1 protein-coding gene is annotated in these 19067 nt (G+C 59.5%); it reads right to left on the reverse strand.

Going from position 1 to position 19067, the window contains the following annotated elements:
* Window positions 1-60 precede the first annotated feature (60 nt).
* Window positions 61-18873, reverse strand: a complete 18813-nt coding sequence (locus FCN78_RS10600) for an Ig-like domain-containing protein (protein ID WP_137317904.1) — start codon at window positions 18871-18873, stop codon at window positions 61-63.
* Window positions 18874-19067: the final 194 nt, after the last annotated feature.

Below are 19067 nucleotides of genomic sequence, written 5' to 3' on the forward strand. Positions count from 1 at the left end.
CGTCTCTCTTTTGACCGAAAAATAGCAGGCAGCGACATCATAGCCGCTGCCTGATGGCGATTACCAGTCCGCCGTATCCACTTTGATTTCTAGGTCTTGGCTATCTCCTACTGAAAGTTCAGCATTATCATCACCTTGAGTCAATCTTAGCTCCCCTTCTTGGCCACCAATCAAGGTGTTGATCACGACTTCTTGCTGACCACCGTTGGTAACGACGCTCAAGCTTTCAATGTCAATCTGCTGATCCATTTGGCTATCACCATCGGCATCAATACCAATAGTGAGCGTGCCCTCAGCCTCACCACTGTCTGTGGTTTGCCATGATATAGATACCTGCCCATCTTTAATGAGCTGAGTTAAATCATCGACAAACGCGAGGGTATCTTGCGTGTCACCTTGGTTATCAAAATCGACAATGACATCGGTTTCTGATTCATCACCTTCGGTAGAAGATGGCATATCATCCAGCGACCACTGGAATTTATCGCTACCGGTACCACCGATTAAGGTGTCTTCACCTCGCCCACCAATGAGGGTGTCATCACCGCCTTGGCCGTAGAGGATATCATTACCCTCTCCGCCTTCGAGAGTATCGTCGCCGCCGCGGGTATCACCGTCGACATTAAACAACGCATGGTTATCTTTAATGTACTGATACAGCTCTAGATCTGACGGTGCCGCTCCATTTTTCATCTCTAAAAATGTGGTTAACGCGTCGACGCCAGAGCCATCTGGCAGTGATTCTGGTCGTGTCAGACCATTTTCGTCCCACGGAAGGTTGTCGGTATTGATGGCATCGCCAAAGAGAATGTCGTCTCCAGCATTACCGATTACCTCATCATCACCGACTGGGAGCATATTGATCTCTTTCGTGCCTTCATCGAGTGCAGCGTTCAGATCATTGGCTGTGTTAACAATTTCAACATCCCCAGTTGGTGCACTAACACTTCCCCACTGGTCGCTCCAGGTTCCCGAACCAGATACATTGGTGTTATCAAAGAACCTGAGGATATCGGCATTCACTCCATTTCCAATACCGATAGCTCGAACAGTAGAGCTCTCAGCAAGTGACTCATATGCCTCAATAGAATCCCTTAACTCAAAGGACTCAGTCGTATTTCCTGAGTAATTACTGCTATTCGAAAGCGTCGGATTACCGTCTGTTAGGAAGAATGACAAATTTTCACTATTTGTGTTCGAGTGAGTATTTAACCATGAAGAAGCCTGGTCAAAGGCAGCTTCATAGTTAGTTCCTCCGCCAGATTGAAGAGAATCTATCACACTATCGACATACGAATCATTTGCCTGAGTAAAGTCATCAAGGTTAATTCTCAAGCTCGCTGAGGAGTTAAAGTCTACCAATGCCAGATTAATCGTGCCTGGATGATCAGAAATATTCTCCAACATCGACTTCAACGAGGTTTTCAGCACATCGAGTCTCGATTCAGAACTTCCTGATTCCAATGCATACCCCATACTACCTGATGTATCGACAATCAACGCGATATTGTAGTTTGTTGGCTCGGTTGAGTTAATTTCTACCCCACCAATATCACCGAGCACCACATCATCGCCTGAGCCGCCCTCAACCGTGTTATCACTATTAGGATTGCTAGGTGAAATCACTGCGACCCCTGGTTGCGTGGTGGCATACTCAGGCAAGTCAACAGGGTTGCCGCTGTCATCGACTTCAGTCGCACCGACAGTCACGGATAAATCAGGGGCACTTCCCTCTGGTAATTCAAGCGTGACAGAGAAACCTGCATCTGAGCCTGGGTTTGGCTGCAGTGCATCAATCGGCACTTGCCAGTCACCTGAATCAAGCTGCTCACCATCTGGTACGCTGCCTCCTTCAGGCATTCCCGATATAATCACTGATGTGATGTGCTCTGAGCCGTCGTTCAACGTCACATCAACGTCCAGTTGGACAATATCCGCAACTTTGGTCAGCTCTCCGTTATCTACTTGATATTTACCATCGGCAAAGTAGATGGTTTCGATACTGTATAGATCATGCTTGGCATTTTGTGTTTGCCCATTTTGGTAAACTAAGCGAACCGCATCATTAAAACCGTGAAAAGTCTCTACTTGATAATCGTCACGGTTTCCTTGGAGATAGACAGTGTCACCACCACTTCCTCCATAATAAGCAGTTGAGGCAGCACTCGCATTTCGTGATACAAAGACATCATCACCATCATTTCCACGCAACGCATACGAACCATCGCCAGTGCCACCAACAATAAGATCATTCCCATCGCCAGCATTTACATCAACAGAAACTGGGCTACCATCATCAACGCTAACTATTTGATCATATTGGTCAGATGACCCACTACCATGCTGTTCTGAGTGATCGACAAGCTCATTTGCTAAGTGGTTATCACCTGAATACGACAACGAAGCAGACACCGACAAACCGTTAGAGATCGGCAGCACCGAAATTGGAATCTCTTCCGTAACACTCGCCGTATCGCCATTACCATTCTCCGTGCTGGTTGCCGTCACTTCCAGGTTGATCTCGCCTTCATGCGGTTCAGGCACAGAGATAGAAAGATTAGACAAATCCCAATCTTTGATAGAGACAGAGCCATTTTCGACAATCACTTCCTGATTACCGTCGGACAATGTCGATCCTTCAGGAATATTGCCTAACGTGAGGCTCAGCGTCTCGGAGTTATCTTGATCTACCAAGCTCGCATTGATTGGTGGTAACTTAATCGGTTGGCCAGCGTGCCCTTCACCCGGTTCGTTAATAATGTAATAGCCGCCGGTACCATCGCCTTCGTAATCTTTGACACTTAAGCCACCGTCTTCTAGGGCATCGACATTGGGCACAAGATCAAAGTTGCCGGTATTTAAGCCAACGGCAGCGCCATCGTCTACGGCGACTTCAATGTCGAATCCGCCCGGGCCATTTTGGTTGTGGGTATAAACATCTAACGAATAATAGCCACTTTCTGATGGCGTAAATTCGCCGTTGAAATAGCTCGGTCCGCTTTCGCCTCCTGGGGATGTACCTTGACTACCCCAGCGACCCTCGGCAATCACTTCGCCACCAATGACGATGGCAGCACTATCATCCGCATAGCCGCCAAAGCTATAGCTTTTGCCTGCCTCTAGATAGATTAATCCTGAAGTCACCATGGCCTGGCTCGCATCGAGACCCGAACTGGAGTCAACGGAAGCACCGTTGGTCGTTGACTCAGAGTCTGGCTCTCCAGCGCCATTCACGGCATTGATCAGCGTCTCAGCATCCACACCTTGACCGGGACCATTTGGACTACCCACATCAACCGAATTCCAAATTGATGCGTTAAGAGATGTGGATACAAAGTCCAGATCAAGCTCGCCTACTGATAACTCAGGCGCATCAGCCACAGGCGTCACACTGATATTGAGTGTCGCTTGCGTGGTATCACCATATTCATCTTGAACGGTGTAGGTGATAGCCGGTACGTCACCACTCCAATGCTCTACCGGCGTAAAGGTATAATCACCATCCCCGCCAATGGTAATTTCACCGACATCAGCGATCGTGGCTGACTGACCAGCGGCGTGGGTTTCGCCGTTAATGGTGAAGGAAGGGACGGTGAGCGAATCACCATCGCTATCTGTTGCATTACCTTCGTTTAGCACATTACCAGTAAATTCGACATCTTCATTTGTCGATAGAGATACATACTCTGAATCAGGCACTGAGTTTATTCTCGCGCTGTCGCTGCCTTCTGCCGAGGTGTTGCCGAACTGGTCTTCCAGCACCGCTGTCACCTCGAGGGTTTCACCTTCCGATGGCGCATCGAACGAGGTCGCTACGCTGCCGTTGTCGATGTCGCTCTGCTCCAACACGATCTCGTTGGTGGTGGTGCCATCGCTGACGCGGATGGTGTCACCGTCCACCGCTCCGGCTGGCAAGCCGACTTCAACGTCGACCTGGCCATCGAGCTCGTCACTGCTGATCACGCCATCATCGTTGGCGTCTTCGGTGATGGTGACCGTCGGCGCGCTGTTGTCGTCACCCGCCTGGGTGTCGAGCACGGCGCTGTCGCTGCCTTCTGCCGAGGTGTTGCCGAACTGGTCTTCCAGCACCGCTGTCACCTCGAGGGTTTCACCTTCCGATGGCGCATCGAACGAGGTCGCTACGCTGCCGTTGTCGATGTCGCTCTGCTCCAACACGATCTCGTTGGTGGTGGTGCCATCGCTGACGCGGATGGTGTCACCGTCCACCGCTCCGGCTGGCAAGCCGACTTCAACGTCGACCTGGCCATCGAGCTCGTCACTGCTGATCACGCCATCATCGTTGGCGTCTTCGGTGATGGTGACCGTCGGCGCGCTGTTGTCGTCACCCGCCTGGGTGTCGAGCACGGCGCTGTCGCTGCCTTCTGCCGAGGTGTTGCCGAACTGGTCTTCCAGCACCGCTGTCACCTCGAGGGTTTCACCTTCCGATGGCGCATCGAACGAGGTCGCTACGCTGCCGTTGTCGATGTCGCTCTGCTCCAACACGATCTCGTTGGTGGTGGTGCCATCGCTGACGCGGATGGTGTCACCGTCCACCGCTCCGGCTGGCAAGCCGACTTCAACGTCGACCTGGCCATCGAGCTCGTCACTGCTGATCACGCCATCATCGTTGGCGTCTTCGGTGATGGTGACCGTCGGCGCGCTGTTGTCGTCACCCGCCTGGGTGTCGAGCACGGCGCTGTCGCTGCCTTCTGCCGAGGTGTTGCCGAACTGGTCTTCCAGCACCGCTGTCACCTCGAGGGTTTCACCTTCCGATGGCGCATCGAACGAGGTCGCTACGCTGCCGTTGTCGATGTCGCTCTGCTCCAACACGATCTCGTTGGTGGTGGTGCCATCGCTGACGCGGATGGTGTCACCGTCCACCGCTCCGGCTGGCAAGCCGACTTCAACGTCGACCTGGCCATCGAGCTCGTCACTGCTGATCACGCCATCATCGTTGGCGTCTTCGGTGATGGTGACCGTCGGCGCGCTGTTGTCGTCACCCGCCTGGGTGTCGAGCACGGCGCTGTCGCTGCCTTCTGCCGAGGTGTTGCCGAACTGGTCTTCCAGCACCGCTGTCACCTCGAGGGTTTCACCTTCCGATGGCGCATCGAACGAGGTCGCTACGCTGCCGTTGTCGATGTCGCTCTGCTCCAACACGATCTCGTTGGTGGTGGTGCCATCGCTGACGCGGATGGTGTCACCGTCCACCGCTCCGGCTGGCAAGCCGACTTCAACGTCGACCTGGCCATCGAGCTCGTCACTGCTGATCACGCCATCATCGTTGGCGTCTTCGGTGATGGTGACCGTCGGCGCGCTGTTGTCGTCACCCGCCTGGGTGTCGAGCACGGCGCTGTCGCTGCCTTCTGCCGAGGTGTTGCCGAACTGGTCTTCCAGCACCGCTGTCACCTCGAGGGTTTCACCTTCCGATGGCGCATCGAACGAGGTCGCTACGCTGCCGTTGTCGATGTCGCTCTGCTCCAACACGATCTCGTTGGTGGTGGTGCCATCGCTGACGCGGATGGTGTCACCGTCCACCGCTCCGGCTGGCAAGCCGACTTCAACGTCGACCTGGCCATCGAGCTCGTCACTGCTGATCACGCCATCATCGTTGGCGTCTTCGGTGATGGTGACCGTCGGCGCGCTGTTGTCGTCACCCGCCTGGGTGTCGAGCACGGCGCTGTCGCTGCCTTCTGCCGAGGTGTTGCCGAACTGGTCTTCCAGCACCGCTGTCACCTCGAGGGTTTCACCTTCCGATGGCGCATCGAACGAGGTCGCTACGCTGCCGTTGTCGATGTCGCTCTGCTCCAACACGATCTCGTTGGTGGTGGTGCCATCGCTGACGCGGATGGTGTCACCGTCCACCGCTCCGGCTGGCAAGCCGACTTCAACGTCGACCTGGCCATCGAGCTCGTCACTGCTGATCACGCCATCATCGTTGGCGTCTTCGGTGATGGTGACCGTCGGCGCGCTGTTGTCGTCACCCGCCTGGGTGTCGAGCACGGCGCTGTCGCTGCCTTCTGCCGAGGTGTTGCCGAACTGGTCTTCCAGCACCGCTGTCACCTCGAGGGTTTCACCTTCCGATGGCGCATCGAACGAGGTCGCTACGCTGCCGTTGTCGATGTCGCTCTGCTCCAACACGATCTCGTTGGTGGTGGTGCCATCGCTGACGCGGATGGTGTCACCGTCCACCGCTCCGGCTGGCAAGCCGACTTCAACGTCGACCTGGCCATCGAGCTCGTCACTGCTGATCACGCCATCATCGTTGGCGTCTTCGGTGATGGTGACCGTCGGCGCGCTGTTGTCGTCACCCGCCTGGGTGTCGAGCACGGCGCTGTCGCTGCCTTCTGCCGAGGTGTTGCCGAACTGGTCTTCCAGCACCGCTGTCACCTCGAGGGTTTCACCTTCCGATGGCGCATCGAACGAGGTCGCTACGCTGCCGTTGTCGATGTCGCTCTGCTCCAACACGATCTCGTTGGTGGTGGTGCCATCGCTGACGCGGATGGTGTCACCGTCCACCGCTCCGGCTGGCAAGCCGACTTCAACGTCGACCTGGCCATCGAGCTCGTCACTGCTGATCACGCCATCATCGTTGGCGTCTTCGGTGATGGTGACCGTCGGCGCGCTGTTGTCGTCACCCGCCTGGGTGTCGAGCACGGCGCTGTCGCTGCCTTCTGCCGAGGTGTTGCCGAACTGGTCTTCCAGCACCGCTGTCACCTCGAGGGTTTCACCTTCCGATGGCGCATCGAACGAGGTCGCTACGCTGCCGTTGTCGATGTCGCTCTGCTCCAACACGATCTCGTTGGTGGTGGTGCCATCGCTGACGCGGATGGTGTCACCGTCCACCGCTCCGGCTGGCAAGCCGACTTCAACGTCGACCTGGCCATCGAGCTCGTCACTGCTGATCACGCCATCATCGTTGGCGTCTTCGGTGATGGTGACCGTCGGCGCGCTGTTGTCGTCACCCGCCTGGGTGTCGAGCACGGCGCTGTCGCTGCCTTCTGCCGAGGTGTTGCCGAACTGGTCTTCCAGCACCGCTGTCACCTCGAGGGTTTCACCTTCCGATGGCGCATCGAACGAGGTCGCTACGCTGCCGTTGTCGATGTCGCTCTGCTCCAACACGATCTCGTTGGTGGTGGTGCCATCGCTGACGCGGATGGTGTCACCGTCCACCGCTCCGGCTGGCAAGCCGACTTCAACGTCGACCTGGCCATCGAGCTCGTCACTGCTGATCACGCCATCATCGTTGGCGTCTTCGGTGATGGTGACCGTCGGCGCGCTGTTGTCGTCACCCGCCTGGGTGTCGAGCACGGCGCTGTCGCTGCCTTCTGCCGAGGTGTTGCCGAACTGGTCTTCCAGCACCGCTGTCACCTCGAGGGTTTCACCTTCCGATGGCGCATCGAACGAGGTCGCTACGCTGCCGTTGTCGATGTCGCTCTGCTCCAACACGATCTCGTTGGTGGTGGTGCCATCGCTGACGCGGATGGTGTCACCGTCCACCGCTCCGGCTGGCAAGCCGACTTCAACGTCGACCTGGCCATCGAGCTCGTCACTGCTGATCACGCCATCATCGTTGGCGTCTTCGGTGATGGTGACCGTCGGCGCGCTGTTGTCGTCACCCGCCTGGGTGTCGAGCACGGCGCTGTCGCTGCCTTCTGCCGAGGTGTTGCCGAACTGGTCTTCCAGCACCGCTGTCACCTCGAGGGTTTCACCTTCCGATGGCGCATCGAACGAGGTCGCTACGCTGCCGTTGTCGATGTCGCTCTGCTCCAACACGATCTCGTTGGTGGTGGTGCCATCGCTGACGCGGATGGTGTCACCGTCCACCGCTCCGGCTGGCAAGCCGACTTCAACGTCGACCTGGCCATCGAGCTCGTCACTGCTGATCACGCCATCATCGTTGGCGTCTTCGGTGATGGTGACCGTCGGCGCGCTGTTGTCGTCACCCGCCTGGGTGTCGAGCACGGCGCTGTCGCTGCCTTCTGCCGAGGTGTTGCCGAACTGGTCTTCCAGCACCGCTGTCACCTCGAGGGTTTCACCTTCCGATGGCGCATCGAACGAGGTCGCTACGCTGCCGTTGTCGATGTCGCTCTGCTCCAACACGATCTCGTTGGTGGTGGTGCCATCGCTGACGCGGATGGTGTCACCGTCCACCGCTCCGGCTGGCAAGCCGACTTCAACGTCGACCTGGCCATCGAGCTCGTCACTGCTGATCACGCCATCATCGTTGGCGTCTTCGGTGATGGTGACCGTCGGCGCGCTGTTGTCGTCACCCGCCTGGGTGTCGAGCACGGCGCTGTCGCTGCCTTCTGCCGAGGTGTTGCCGAACTGGTCTTCCAGCACCGCTGTCACCTCGAGGGTTTCACCTTCCGATGGCGCATCGAACGAGGTCGCTACGCTGCCGTTGTCGATGTCGCTCTGCTCCAACACGATCTCGTTGGTGGTGGTGCCATCGCTGACGCGGATGGTGTCACCGTCCACCGCTCCGGCTGGCAAGCCGACTTCAACGTCGACCTGGCCATCGAGCTCGTCACTGCTGATCACGCCATCATCGTTGGCGTCTTCGGTGATGGTGACCGTCGGCGCGCTGTTGTCGTCACCCGCCTGGGTGTCGAGCACGGCGCTGTCGCTGCCTTCTGCCGAGGTGTTGCCGAACTGGTCTTCCAGCACCGCTGTCACCTCGAGGGTTTCACCTTCCGATGGCGCATCGAACGAGGTCGCTACGCTGCCGTTGTCGATGTCGCTCTGCTCCAACACGATCTCGTTGGTGGTGGTGCCATCGCTGACGCGGATGGTGTCACCGTCCACCGCTCCGGCTGGCAAGCCGACTTCAACGTCGACCTGGCCATCGAGCTCGTCACTGCTGATCACGCCATCATCGTTGGCGTCTTCGGTGATGGTGACCGTCGGCGCGCTGTTGTCGTCACCCGCCTGGGTGTCGAGCACGGCGCTGTCGCTGCCTTCTGCCGAGGTGTTGCCGAACTGGTCTTCCAGCACCGCTGTCACCTCGAGGGTTTCACCTTCCGATGGCGCATCGAACGAGGTCGCTACGCTGCCGTTGTCGATGTCGCTCTGCTCCAACACGATCTCGTTGGTGGTGGTGCCATCGCTGACGCGGATGGTGTCACCGTCCACCGCTCCGGCTGGCAAGCCGACTTCAACGTCGACCTGGCCATCGAGCTCGTCACTGCTGATCACGCCATCATCGTTGGCGTCTTCGGTGATGGTGACCGTCGGCGCGCTGTTGTCGTCACCCGCCTGGGTGTCGAGCACGGCGCTGTCGCTGCCTTCTGCCGAGGTGTTGCCGAACTGGTCTTCCAGCACCGCTGTCACCTCGAGGGTTTCACCTTCCGATGGCGCATCGAACGAGGTCGCTACGCTGCCGTTGTCGATGTCGCTCTGCTCCAACACGATCTCGTTGGTGGTGGTGCCATCGCTGACGCGGATGGTGTCACCGTCCACCGCTCCGGCTGGCAAGCCGACTTCAACGTCGACCTGGCCATCGAGCTCGTCACTGCTGATCACGCCATCATCGTTGGCGTCTTCGGTGATGGTGACCGTCGGCGCGCTGTTGTCGTCACCCGCCTGGGTGTCGAGCACGGCGCTGTCGCTGCCTTCTGCCGAGGTGTTGCCGAACTGGTCTTCCAGCACCGCTGTCACCTCGAGGGTTTCACCTTCCGATGGCGCATCGAACGAGGTCGCTACGCTGCCGTTGTCGATGTCGCTCTGCTCCAACACGATCTCGTTGGTGGTGGTGCCATCGCTGACGCGGATGGTGTCACCGTCCACCGCTCCGGCTGGCAAGCCGACTTCAACGTCGACCTGGCCATCGAGCTCGTCACTGCTGATCACGCCATCATCGTTGGCGTCTTCGGTGATGGTGACCGTCGGCGCGCTGTTGTCGTCACCCGCCTGGGTGTCGAGCACGGCGCTGTCGCTGCCTTCTGCCGAGGTGTTGCCGAACTGGTCTTCCAGCACCGCTGTCACCTCGAGGGTTTCACCTTCCGATGGCGCATCGAACGAGGTCGCTACGCTGCCGTTGTCGATGTCGCTCTGCTCCAACACGATCTCGTTGGTGGTGGTGCCATCGCTGACGCGGATGGTGTCACCGTCCACCGCTCCGGCTGGCAAGCCGACTTCAACGTCGACCTGGCCATCGAGCTCGTCACTGCTGATCACGCCATCATCGTTGGCGTCTTCGGTGATGGTGACCGTCGGCGCGCTGTTGTCGTCACCCGCCTGGGTGTCGAGCACGGCGCTGTCGCTGCCTTCTGCCGAGGTGTTGCCGAACTGGTCTTCCAGCACCGCTGTCACCTCGAGGGTTTCACCTTCCGATGGCGCATCGAACGAGGTCGCTACGCTGCCGTTGTCGATGTCGCTCTGCTCCAACACGATCTCGTTGGTGGTGGTGCCATCGCTGACGCGGATGGTGTCACCGTCCACCGCTCCGGCTGGCAAGCCGACTTCAACGTCGACCTGGCCATCGAGCTCGTCACTGCTGATCACGCCATCATCGTTGGCGTCTTCGGTGATGGTGACCGTCGGCGCGCTGTTGTCGTCACCCGCCTGGGTGTCGAGCACGGCGCTGTCGCTGCCTTCTGCCGAGGTGTTGCCGAACTGGTCTTCCAGCACCGCTGTCACCTCGAGGGTTTCACCTTCCGATGGCGCATCGAACGAGGTCGCTACGCTGCCGTTGTCGATGTCGCTCTGCTCCAACACGATCTCGTTGGTGGTGGTGCCATCGCTGACGCGGATGGTGTCACCGTCCACCGCTCCGGCTGGCAAGCCGACTTCAACGTCGACCTGGCCATCGAGCTCGTCACTGCTGATCACGCCATCATCGTTGGCGTCTTCGGTGATGGTGACCGTCGGCGCGCTGTTGTCGTCACCCGCCTGGGTGTCGAGCACGGCGCTGTCGCTGCCTTCTGCCGAGGTGTTGCCGAACTGGTCTTCCAGCACCGCTGTCACCTCGAGGGTTTCACCTTCCGATGGCGCATCGAACGAGGTCGCTACGCTGCCGTTGTCGATGTCGCTCTGCTCCAACACGATCTCGTTGGTGGTGGTGCCATCGCTGACGCGGATGGTGTCACCGTCCACCGCTCCGGCTGGCAAGCCGACTTCAACGTCGACCTGGCCATCGAGCTCGTCACTGCTGATCACGCCATCATCGTTGGCGTCTTCGGTGATGGTGACCGTCGGCGCGCTGTTGTCGTCACCCGCCTGGGTGTCGAGCACGGCGCTGTCGCTGCCTTCTGCCGAGGTGTTGCCGAACTGGTCTTCCAGCACCGCTGTCACCTCGAGGGTTTCACCTTCCGATGGCGCATCGAACGAGGTCGCTACGCTGCCGTTGTCGATGTCGCTCTGCTCCAACACGATCTCGTTGGTGGTGGTGCCATCGCTGACGCGGATGGTGTCACCGTCCACCGCTCCGGCTGGCAAGCCGACTTCAACGTCGACCTGGCCATCGAGCTCGTCACTGCTGATCACGCCATCATCGTTGGCGTCTTCGGTGATGGTGACCGTCGGCGCGCTGTTGTCGTCACCCGCCTGGGTGTCGAGCACGGCGCTGTCGCTGCCTTCTGCCGAGGTGTTGCCGAACTGGTCTTCCAGCACCGCTGTCACCTCGAGGGTTTCACCTTCCGATGGCGCATCGAACGAGGTCGCTACGCTGCCGTTGTCGATGTCGCTCTGCTCCAACACGATCTCGTTGGTGGTGGTGCCATCGCTGACGCGGATGGTGTCACCGTCCACCGCTCCGGCTGGCAAGCCGACTTCAACGTCGACCTGGCCATCGAGCTCGTCACTGCTGATCACGCCATCATCGTTGGCGTCTTCGGTGATGGTGACCGTCGGCGCGCTGTTGTCGTCACCCGCCTGGGTGTCGAGCACGGCGCTGTCGCTGCCTTCTGCCGAGGTGTTGCCGAACTGGTCTTCCAGCACCGCTGTCACCTCGAGGGTTTCACCTTCCGATGGCGCATCGAACGAGGTCGCTACGCTGCCGTTGTCGATGTCGCTCTGCTCCAACACGATCTCGTTGGTGGTGGTGCCATCGCTGACGCGGATGGTGTCACCGTCCACCGCTCCGGCTGGCAAGCCGACTTCAACGTCGACCTGGCCATCGAGCTCGTCACTGCTGATCACGCCATCATCGTTGGCGTCTTCGGTGATGGTGACCGTCGGCGCGCTGTTGTCGTCACCCGCCTGGGTGTCGAGCACGGCGCTGTCGCTGCCTTCTGCCGAGGTGTTGCCGAACTGGTCTTCCAGCACCGCTGTCACCTCGAGGGTTTCACCTTCCGATGGCGCATCGAACGAGGTCGCTACGCTGCCGTTGTCGATGTCGCTCTGCTCCAACACGATCTCGTTGGTGGTGGTGCCATCGCTGACGCGGATGGTGTCACCGTCCACCGCTCCGGCTGGCAAGCCGACTTCAACGTCGACCTGGCCATCGAGCTCGTCACTGCTGATCACGCCATCATCGTTGGCGTCTTCGGTGATGGTGACCGTCGGCGCGCTGTTGTCGTCACCCGCCTGGGTGTCGAGCACGGCGCTGTCGCTGCCTTCTGCCGAGGTGTTGCCGAACTGGTCTTCCAGCACCGCTGTCACCTCGAGGGTTTCACCTTCCGATGGCGCATCGAACGAGGTCGCTACGCTGCCGTTGTCGATGTCGCTCTGCTCCAACACGATCTCGTTGGTGGTGGTGCCATCGCTGACGCGGATGGTGTCACCGTCCACCGCTCCGGCTGGCAAGCCGACTTCAACGTCGACCTGGCCATCGAGCTCGTCACTGCTGATCACGCCATCATCGTTGGCGTCTTCGGTGATGGTGACCGTCGGCGCGCTGTTGTCGTCACCCGCCTGGGTGTCGAGCACGGCGCTGTCGCTGCCTTCTGCCGAGGTGTTGCCGAACTGGTCTTCCAGCACCGCTGTCACCTCGAGGGTTTCACCTTCCGATGGCGCATCGAACGAGGTCGCTACGCTGCCGTTGTCGATGTCGCTCTGCTCCAACACGATCTCGTTGGTGGTGGTGCCATCGCTGACGCGGATGGTGTCACCGTCCACCGCTCCGGCTGGCAAGCCGACTTCAACGTCGACCTGGCCATCGAGCTCGTCACTGCTGATCACGCCATCATCGTTGGCGTCTTCGGTGATGGTGACCGTCGGCGCGCTGTTGTCGTCACCCGCCTGGGTGTCGAGCACGGCGCTGTCGCTGCCTTCTGCCGAGGTGTTGCCGAACTGGTCTTCCAGCACCGCTGTCACCTCGAGGGTTTCACCTTCCGATGGCGCATCGAACGAGGTCGCTACGCTGCCGTTGTCGATGTCGCTCTGCTCCAACACGATCTCGTTGGTGGTGGTGCCATCGCTGACGCGGATGGTGTCACCGTCCACCGCTCCGGCTGGCAAGCCGACTTCAACGTCGACCTGGCCATCGAGCTCGTCACTGCTGATCACGCCATCATCGTTGGCGTCTTCGGTGATGGTGACCGTCGGCGCGCTGTTGTCGTCACCCGCCTGGGTGTCGAGCACGGCGCTGTCGCTGCCTTCTGCCGAGGTGTTGCCGAACTGGTCTTCCAGCACCGCTGTCACCTCGAGGGTTTCACCTTCCGATGGCGCATCGAACGAGGTCGCTACGCTGCCGTTGTCGATGTCGCTCTGCTCCAACACGATCTCGTTGGTGGTGGTGCCATCGCTGACGCGGATGGTGTCACCGTCCACCGCTCCGGCTGGCAAGCCGACTTCAACGTCGACCTGGCCATCGAGCTCGTCACTGCTGATCACGCCATCATCGTTGGCGTCTTCGGTGATGGTGACCGTCGGCGCGCTGTTGTCGTCACCCGCCTGGGTGTCGAGCACGGCGCTGTCGCTGCCTTCTGCCGAGGTGTTGCCGAACTGGTCTTCCAGCACCGCTGTCACCTCGAGGGTTTCACCTTCCGATGGCGCATCGAACGAGGTCGCTACGCTGCCGTTGTCGATGTCGCTCTGCTCCAACACGATCTCGTTGGTGGTGGTGCCATCGCTGACGCGGATGGTGTCACCGTCCACCGCTCCGGCTGGCAAGCCGACTTCAACGTCGACCTGGCCATCGAGCTCGTCACTGCTGATCACGCCATCATCGTTGGCGTCTTCGGTGATGGTGACCGTCGGCGCGCTGTTGTCGTCACCCGCCTGGGTGTCGAGCACGGCGCTGTCGCTGCCTTCTGCCGAGGTGTTGCCGAACTGGTCTTCCAGCACCGCTGTCACCTCGAGGGTTTCACCTTCCGATGGCGCATCGAACGAGGTCGCTACGCTGCCGTTGTCGATGTCGCTCTGCTCCAACACGATCTCGTTGGTGGTGGTGCCATCGCTGACGCGGATGGTGTCACCGTCCACCGCTCCGGCTGGCAAGCCGACTTCAACGTCGACCTGGCCATCGAGCTCGTCACTGCTGATCACGCCATCATCGTTGGCGTCTTCGGTGATGGTGACCGTCGGCGCGCTGTTGTCGTCACCCGCCTGGGTGTCGAGCACGGCGCTGTCGCTGCCTTCTGCCGAGGTGTTGCCGAACTGGTCTTCCAGCACCGCTGTCACCTCGAGGGTTTCACCTTCCGATGGCGCATCGAACGAGGTCGCTACGCTGCCGTTGTCGATGTCGCTCTGCTCCAACACGATCTCGTTGGTGGTGGTGCCATCGCTGACGCGGATGGTGTCACCGTCCACCGCTCCGGCTGGCAAGCCGACTTCAACGTCGACCTGGCCATCGAGCTCGTCACTGCTGATCACGCCATCATCGTTGGCGTCTTCGGTGATGGTGACCGTCGGCGCGCTGTTGTCGTCACCCGCCTGGGTGTCGAGCACGGCGCTGTCGCTGCCTTCTGCCGAGGTGTTGCCGAACTGGTCTTCCAGCACCGCTGTCACCTCGAGGGTTTCACCTTCCGATGGCGCATCGAACGAGGTCGCTACGCTGCCGTTGTCGATGTCGCTCTGCTCCAACACGATCTCGTTGGTGGTGGTGCCATCGCTGACGCGGATGGTGTCACCGTCCACCGCTCCGGCTGGCAAGCCGACTTCAACGTCGACCTGGCCATCGAGCTCGTCACTGCTGATCACGCCATCATCGTTGGCGTCTTCGGTGATGGTGACCGTCGGCGCGCTGTTGTCGTCACCCGCCTGGGTGTCGAGCACGGCGCTGTCGCTGCCTTCTGCCGAGGTGTTGCCGAACTGGTCTTCCAGCACCGCTGTCACCTCGAGGGTTTCACCTTCCGATGGCGCATCGAACGAGGTCGCTACGCTGCCGTTGTCGATGTCGCTCTGCTCCAACACGATCTCGTTGGTGGTGGTGCCATCGCTGACGCGGATGGTGTCACCGTCCACCGCTCCGGCTGGCAAGCCGACTTCAACGTCGACCTGGCCATCGAGCTCGTCACTGCTGATCACGCCATCATCGTTGGCGTCTTCGGTGATGGTGACCGTCGGCGCGCTGTTGTCGTCACCCGCCTGGGTGTCGAGCACGGCGCTGTCGCTGCCTTCTGCCGAGGTGTTGCCGAACTGGTCTTCCAGCACCGCTGTCACCTCGAGGGTTTCACCTTCCGATGGCGCATCGAACGAGGTCGCTACGCTGCCGTTGTCGATGTCGCTCTGCTCCAACACGATCTCGTTGGTGGTGGTGCCATCGCTGACGCGGATGGTGTCACCGTCCACCGCTCCGGCTGGCAAGCCGACTTCAACGTCGACCTGGCCATCGAGCTCGTCACTGCTGATCACGCCATCATCGTTGGCGTCTTCGGTGATGGTGACCGTCGGCGCGCTGTTGTCGTCACCCGCCTGGGTGTCGAGCACGGCGCTGTCGCTGCCTTCTGCCGAGGTGTTGCCGAACTGGTCTTCCAGCACCGCTGTCACCTCGAGGGTTTCACCTTCCGATGGCGCATCGAACGAGGTCGCTACGCTGCCGTTGTCGATGTCGCTCTGCTCCAACACGATCTCGTTGGTGGTGGTGCCATCGCTGACGCGGATGGTGTCACCGTCCACCGCTCCGGCTGGCAAGCCGACTTCAACGTCGACCTGGCCATCGAGCTCGTCACTGCTGATCACGCCATCATCGTTGGCGTCTTCGGTGATGGTGACCGTCGGCGCGCTGTTGTCGTCACCCGCCTGGGTGTCGAGCACGGCGCTGTCGCTGCCTTCTGCCGAGGTGTTGCCGAACTGGTCTTCCAGCACCGCTGTCACCTCGAGGGTTTCACCTTCCGATGGCGCATCGAACGAGGTCGCTACGCTGCCGTTGTCGATGTCGCTCTGCTCCAACACGATCTCGTTGGTGGTGGTGCCATCGCTGACGCGGATGGTGTCACCGTCCACCGCTCCGGCTGGCAAGCCGACTTCAACGTCGACCTGGCCATCGAGCTCGTCACTGCTGATCACGCCATCATCGTTGGCGTCTTCGGTGATGGTGACCGTCGGCGCGCTGTTGTCGTCACCCGCCTGGGTGTCGAGCACGGCGCTGTCGCTGCCTTCTGCCGAGGTGTTGCCGAACTGGTCTTCCAGCACCGCTGTCACCTCGAGGGTTTCACCTTCCGATGGCGCATCGAACGAGGTCGCTACGCTGCCGTTGTCGATGTCGCTCTGCTCCAACACGATCTCGTTGGTGGTGGTGCCATCGCTGACGCGGATGGTGTCACCGTCCACCGCTCCGGCTGGCAAGCCGACTTCAACGTCGACCTGGCCATCGAGCTCGTCACTGCTGATCACGCCATCATCGTTGGCGTCTTCGGTGATGGTGACCGTCGGCGCGCTGTTGTCGTCACCCGCCTGGGTGTCGAGCACGGCGCTGTCGCTGCCTTCTGCCGAGGTGTTGCCGAACTGGTCTTCCAGCACCGCTGTCACCTCGAGGGTTTCACCTTCCGATGGCGCATCGAACGAGGTCGCTACGCTGCCGTTGTCGATGTCGCTCTGCTCCAACACGATCTCGTTGGTGGTGGTGCCATCGCTGACGCGGATGGTGTCACCGTCCACCGCTCCGGCTGGCAAGCCGACTTCAACGTCGACCTGGCCATCGAGCTCGTCACTGCTGATCACGCCATCATCGTTGGCGTCTTCGGTGATGGTGACCGTCGGCGCGCTGTTGTCGTCACCCGCCTGGGTGTCGAGCACGGCGCTGTCGCTGCCTTCTGCCGAGGTGTTGCCGAACTGGTCTTCCAGCACCGCTGTCACCTCGAGGGTTTCACCTTCCGATGGCGCATCGAACGAGGTCGCTACGCTGCCGTTGTCGATGTCGCTCTGCTCCAACACGATCTCGTTGGTGGTGGTGCCATCGCTGACGCGGATGGTGTCACCGTCCACCGCTCCGGCTGGCAAGCCGACTTCAACGTCGACCTGGCCATCGAGCTCGTCACTGCTGATCACGCCATCATCGTTGGCGTCTTCGGTGATGGTGACCGTCGGCGCGCTGTTGTCGTCACCCGCCTGGGTGTCGAGCACGGCGCTGTCGCTGCCTTCTGCCGAGGTGTTGCCGAACTGGTCTTCCAGCACCGCTGTCACCTCGAGGGTTTCACCTTCCGATGGCGCATCGAACGAGGTCGCTACGCTGCCGTTGTCGATGTCGCTCTGCTCCAACACGATCTCGTTGGTGGTGGTGCCATCGCTGACGCGGATGGTGTCACCGTCCACCGCTCCGGCTGGCAAGCCGACTTCAACGTCGACCTGGCCATCGAGCTCGTCACTGCTGATCACGCCATCATCGTTGGCGTCTTCGGTGATGGTGACCGTCGGCGCGCTGTTGTCGTCACCCGCCTGGGTGTCAACCGCATGTTCTGATGAGCCGATACTCTCTACCGTATTGCCCGCGTCATCCGTGGAGCTCACCACCACCTCAAAATCGGTGTCAGCTGCTAGGTCTGCACCGTCTACATCCACAGTCCAGTTGCCATCGCCATCCACGGTGGTGGTGTAGTCTTCACCGTTGATGGCCATCGCAACGGTATCGCCTTCGGCGATGTCGCCGCCGCTCGCGCTGCCGGAGACCGTGATGGTCTCTCCCGCTTCTTGCGCATTGATCACGTTATCATCGGTGATGTTGTTCACGCTGACCGTGCCGGCCTCGGCGCTAGTATCAATGTCTGCTTGATCACTGCCCGGCTCGGAGGTGTTGCCGGAGGTGTCGGTAATGGTGGCTTCTACGGTTAATGTTTCTCCGTCTGCAGGAGTGTCTGGCAGTGTGATGGTGACGGTGCCGTCTATGATATTTTGCTCGGTAATCGTCGAGGTTTGACCATTTATGGTTAATACATCACCCGGATTAGCACCGGTATCGGACAGATCGATCAATACCTGGATCCCATCACCAAGCTCTTGTCCACTAATAATGCCATCGTTGTTAGCATCATTAACAATGGTCACGCCAGGGATTCCGGGAGCGGTGGTGTCAATCGCAAGACCCGCTCCTCCTTCTGCATCGCTACCAATCGCCCCGTCGTTGGTTGCAAGCGAATCAGTATCAAATCCTGAGCTTGCAATGGTCTCGCTTCCATCACGCTCAACATTGACATAACTCCATGAGCCACTGCCGGCTGCAGCGTCACCACCAGCGGCGGTCGCTTGGTCATCTTCAATGGTGATCTCGCCTTCACCATCAAGGATTTGTTGCTGAATCTCGGCTATTTCATCTTGAACATCTTGCGGCAATCCATCGAGCACGGCGCCGGGCTGCTCTCCCTGAGCCTCAACGGCGAGTAACGTTCCGTCGCTGAGTACAATAACAGCCTCACTGTTATCTGGCAGAACCAGCTCGGTTCCAGACGGAAAGGACGTACCTTCGGTCACTGTCATTGGCGTGCCATTGACAAGCAGTACACCATTTCCTTGGATACTTTCGACGTTTACATTGCGAGAGAGCGAGATTGATTTCATAGCCGGGACTCTTTATCCATAAAAAATGTGAGGTGCATTCAAAGTCTATCACTTGCATTATCTAAGGAATTAGACTTCTTCGAAAGCAATTTTACGCCGAAATGTGCGCTTTGTACGGCTCAAAATTGAGACAATACGTGAGTATAGGTGGGTGTTTGAAACGGCGCGAAACTATGCTCTCAAACCATGCCCTT

Source organism: Salinivibrio kushneri, assembly GCF_005280275.1.
In the GTDB taxonomy this organism is placed as follows: Bacteria; Pseudomonadota; Gammaproteobacteria; order Enterobacterales; family Vibrionaceae; genus Salinivibrio; species Salinivibrio kushneri.

Excerpts from the sequence above, each read along its gene's own strand:
- FCN78_RS10600 (WP_137317904.1), bottom strand. The coding sequence starts at position 18,873 with ATGAAATCAATCTCGCTCTCTCGCAATGTAAACGTCGAAAGTATCCAA.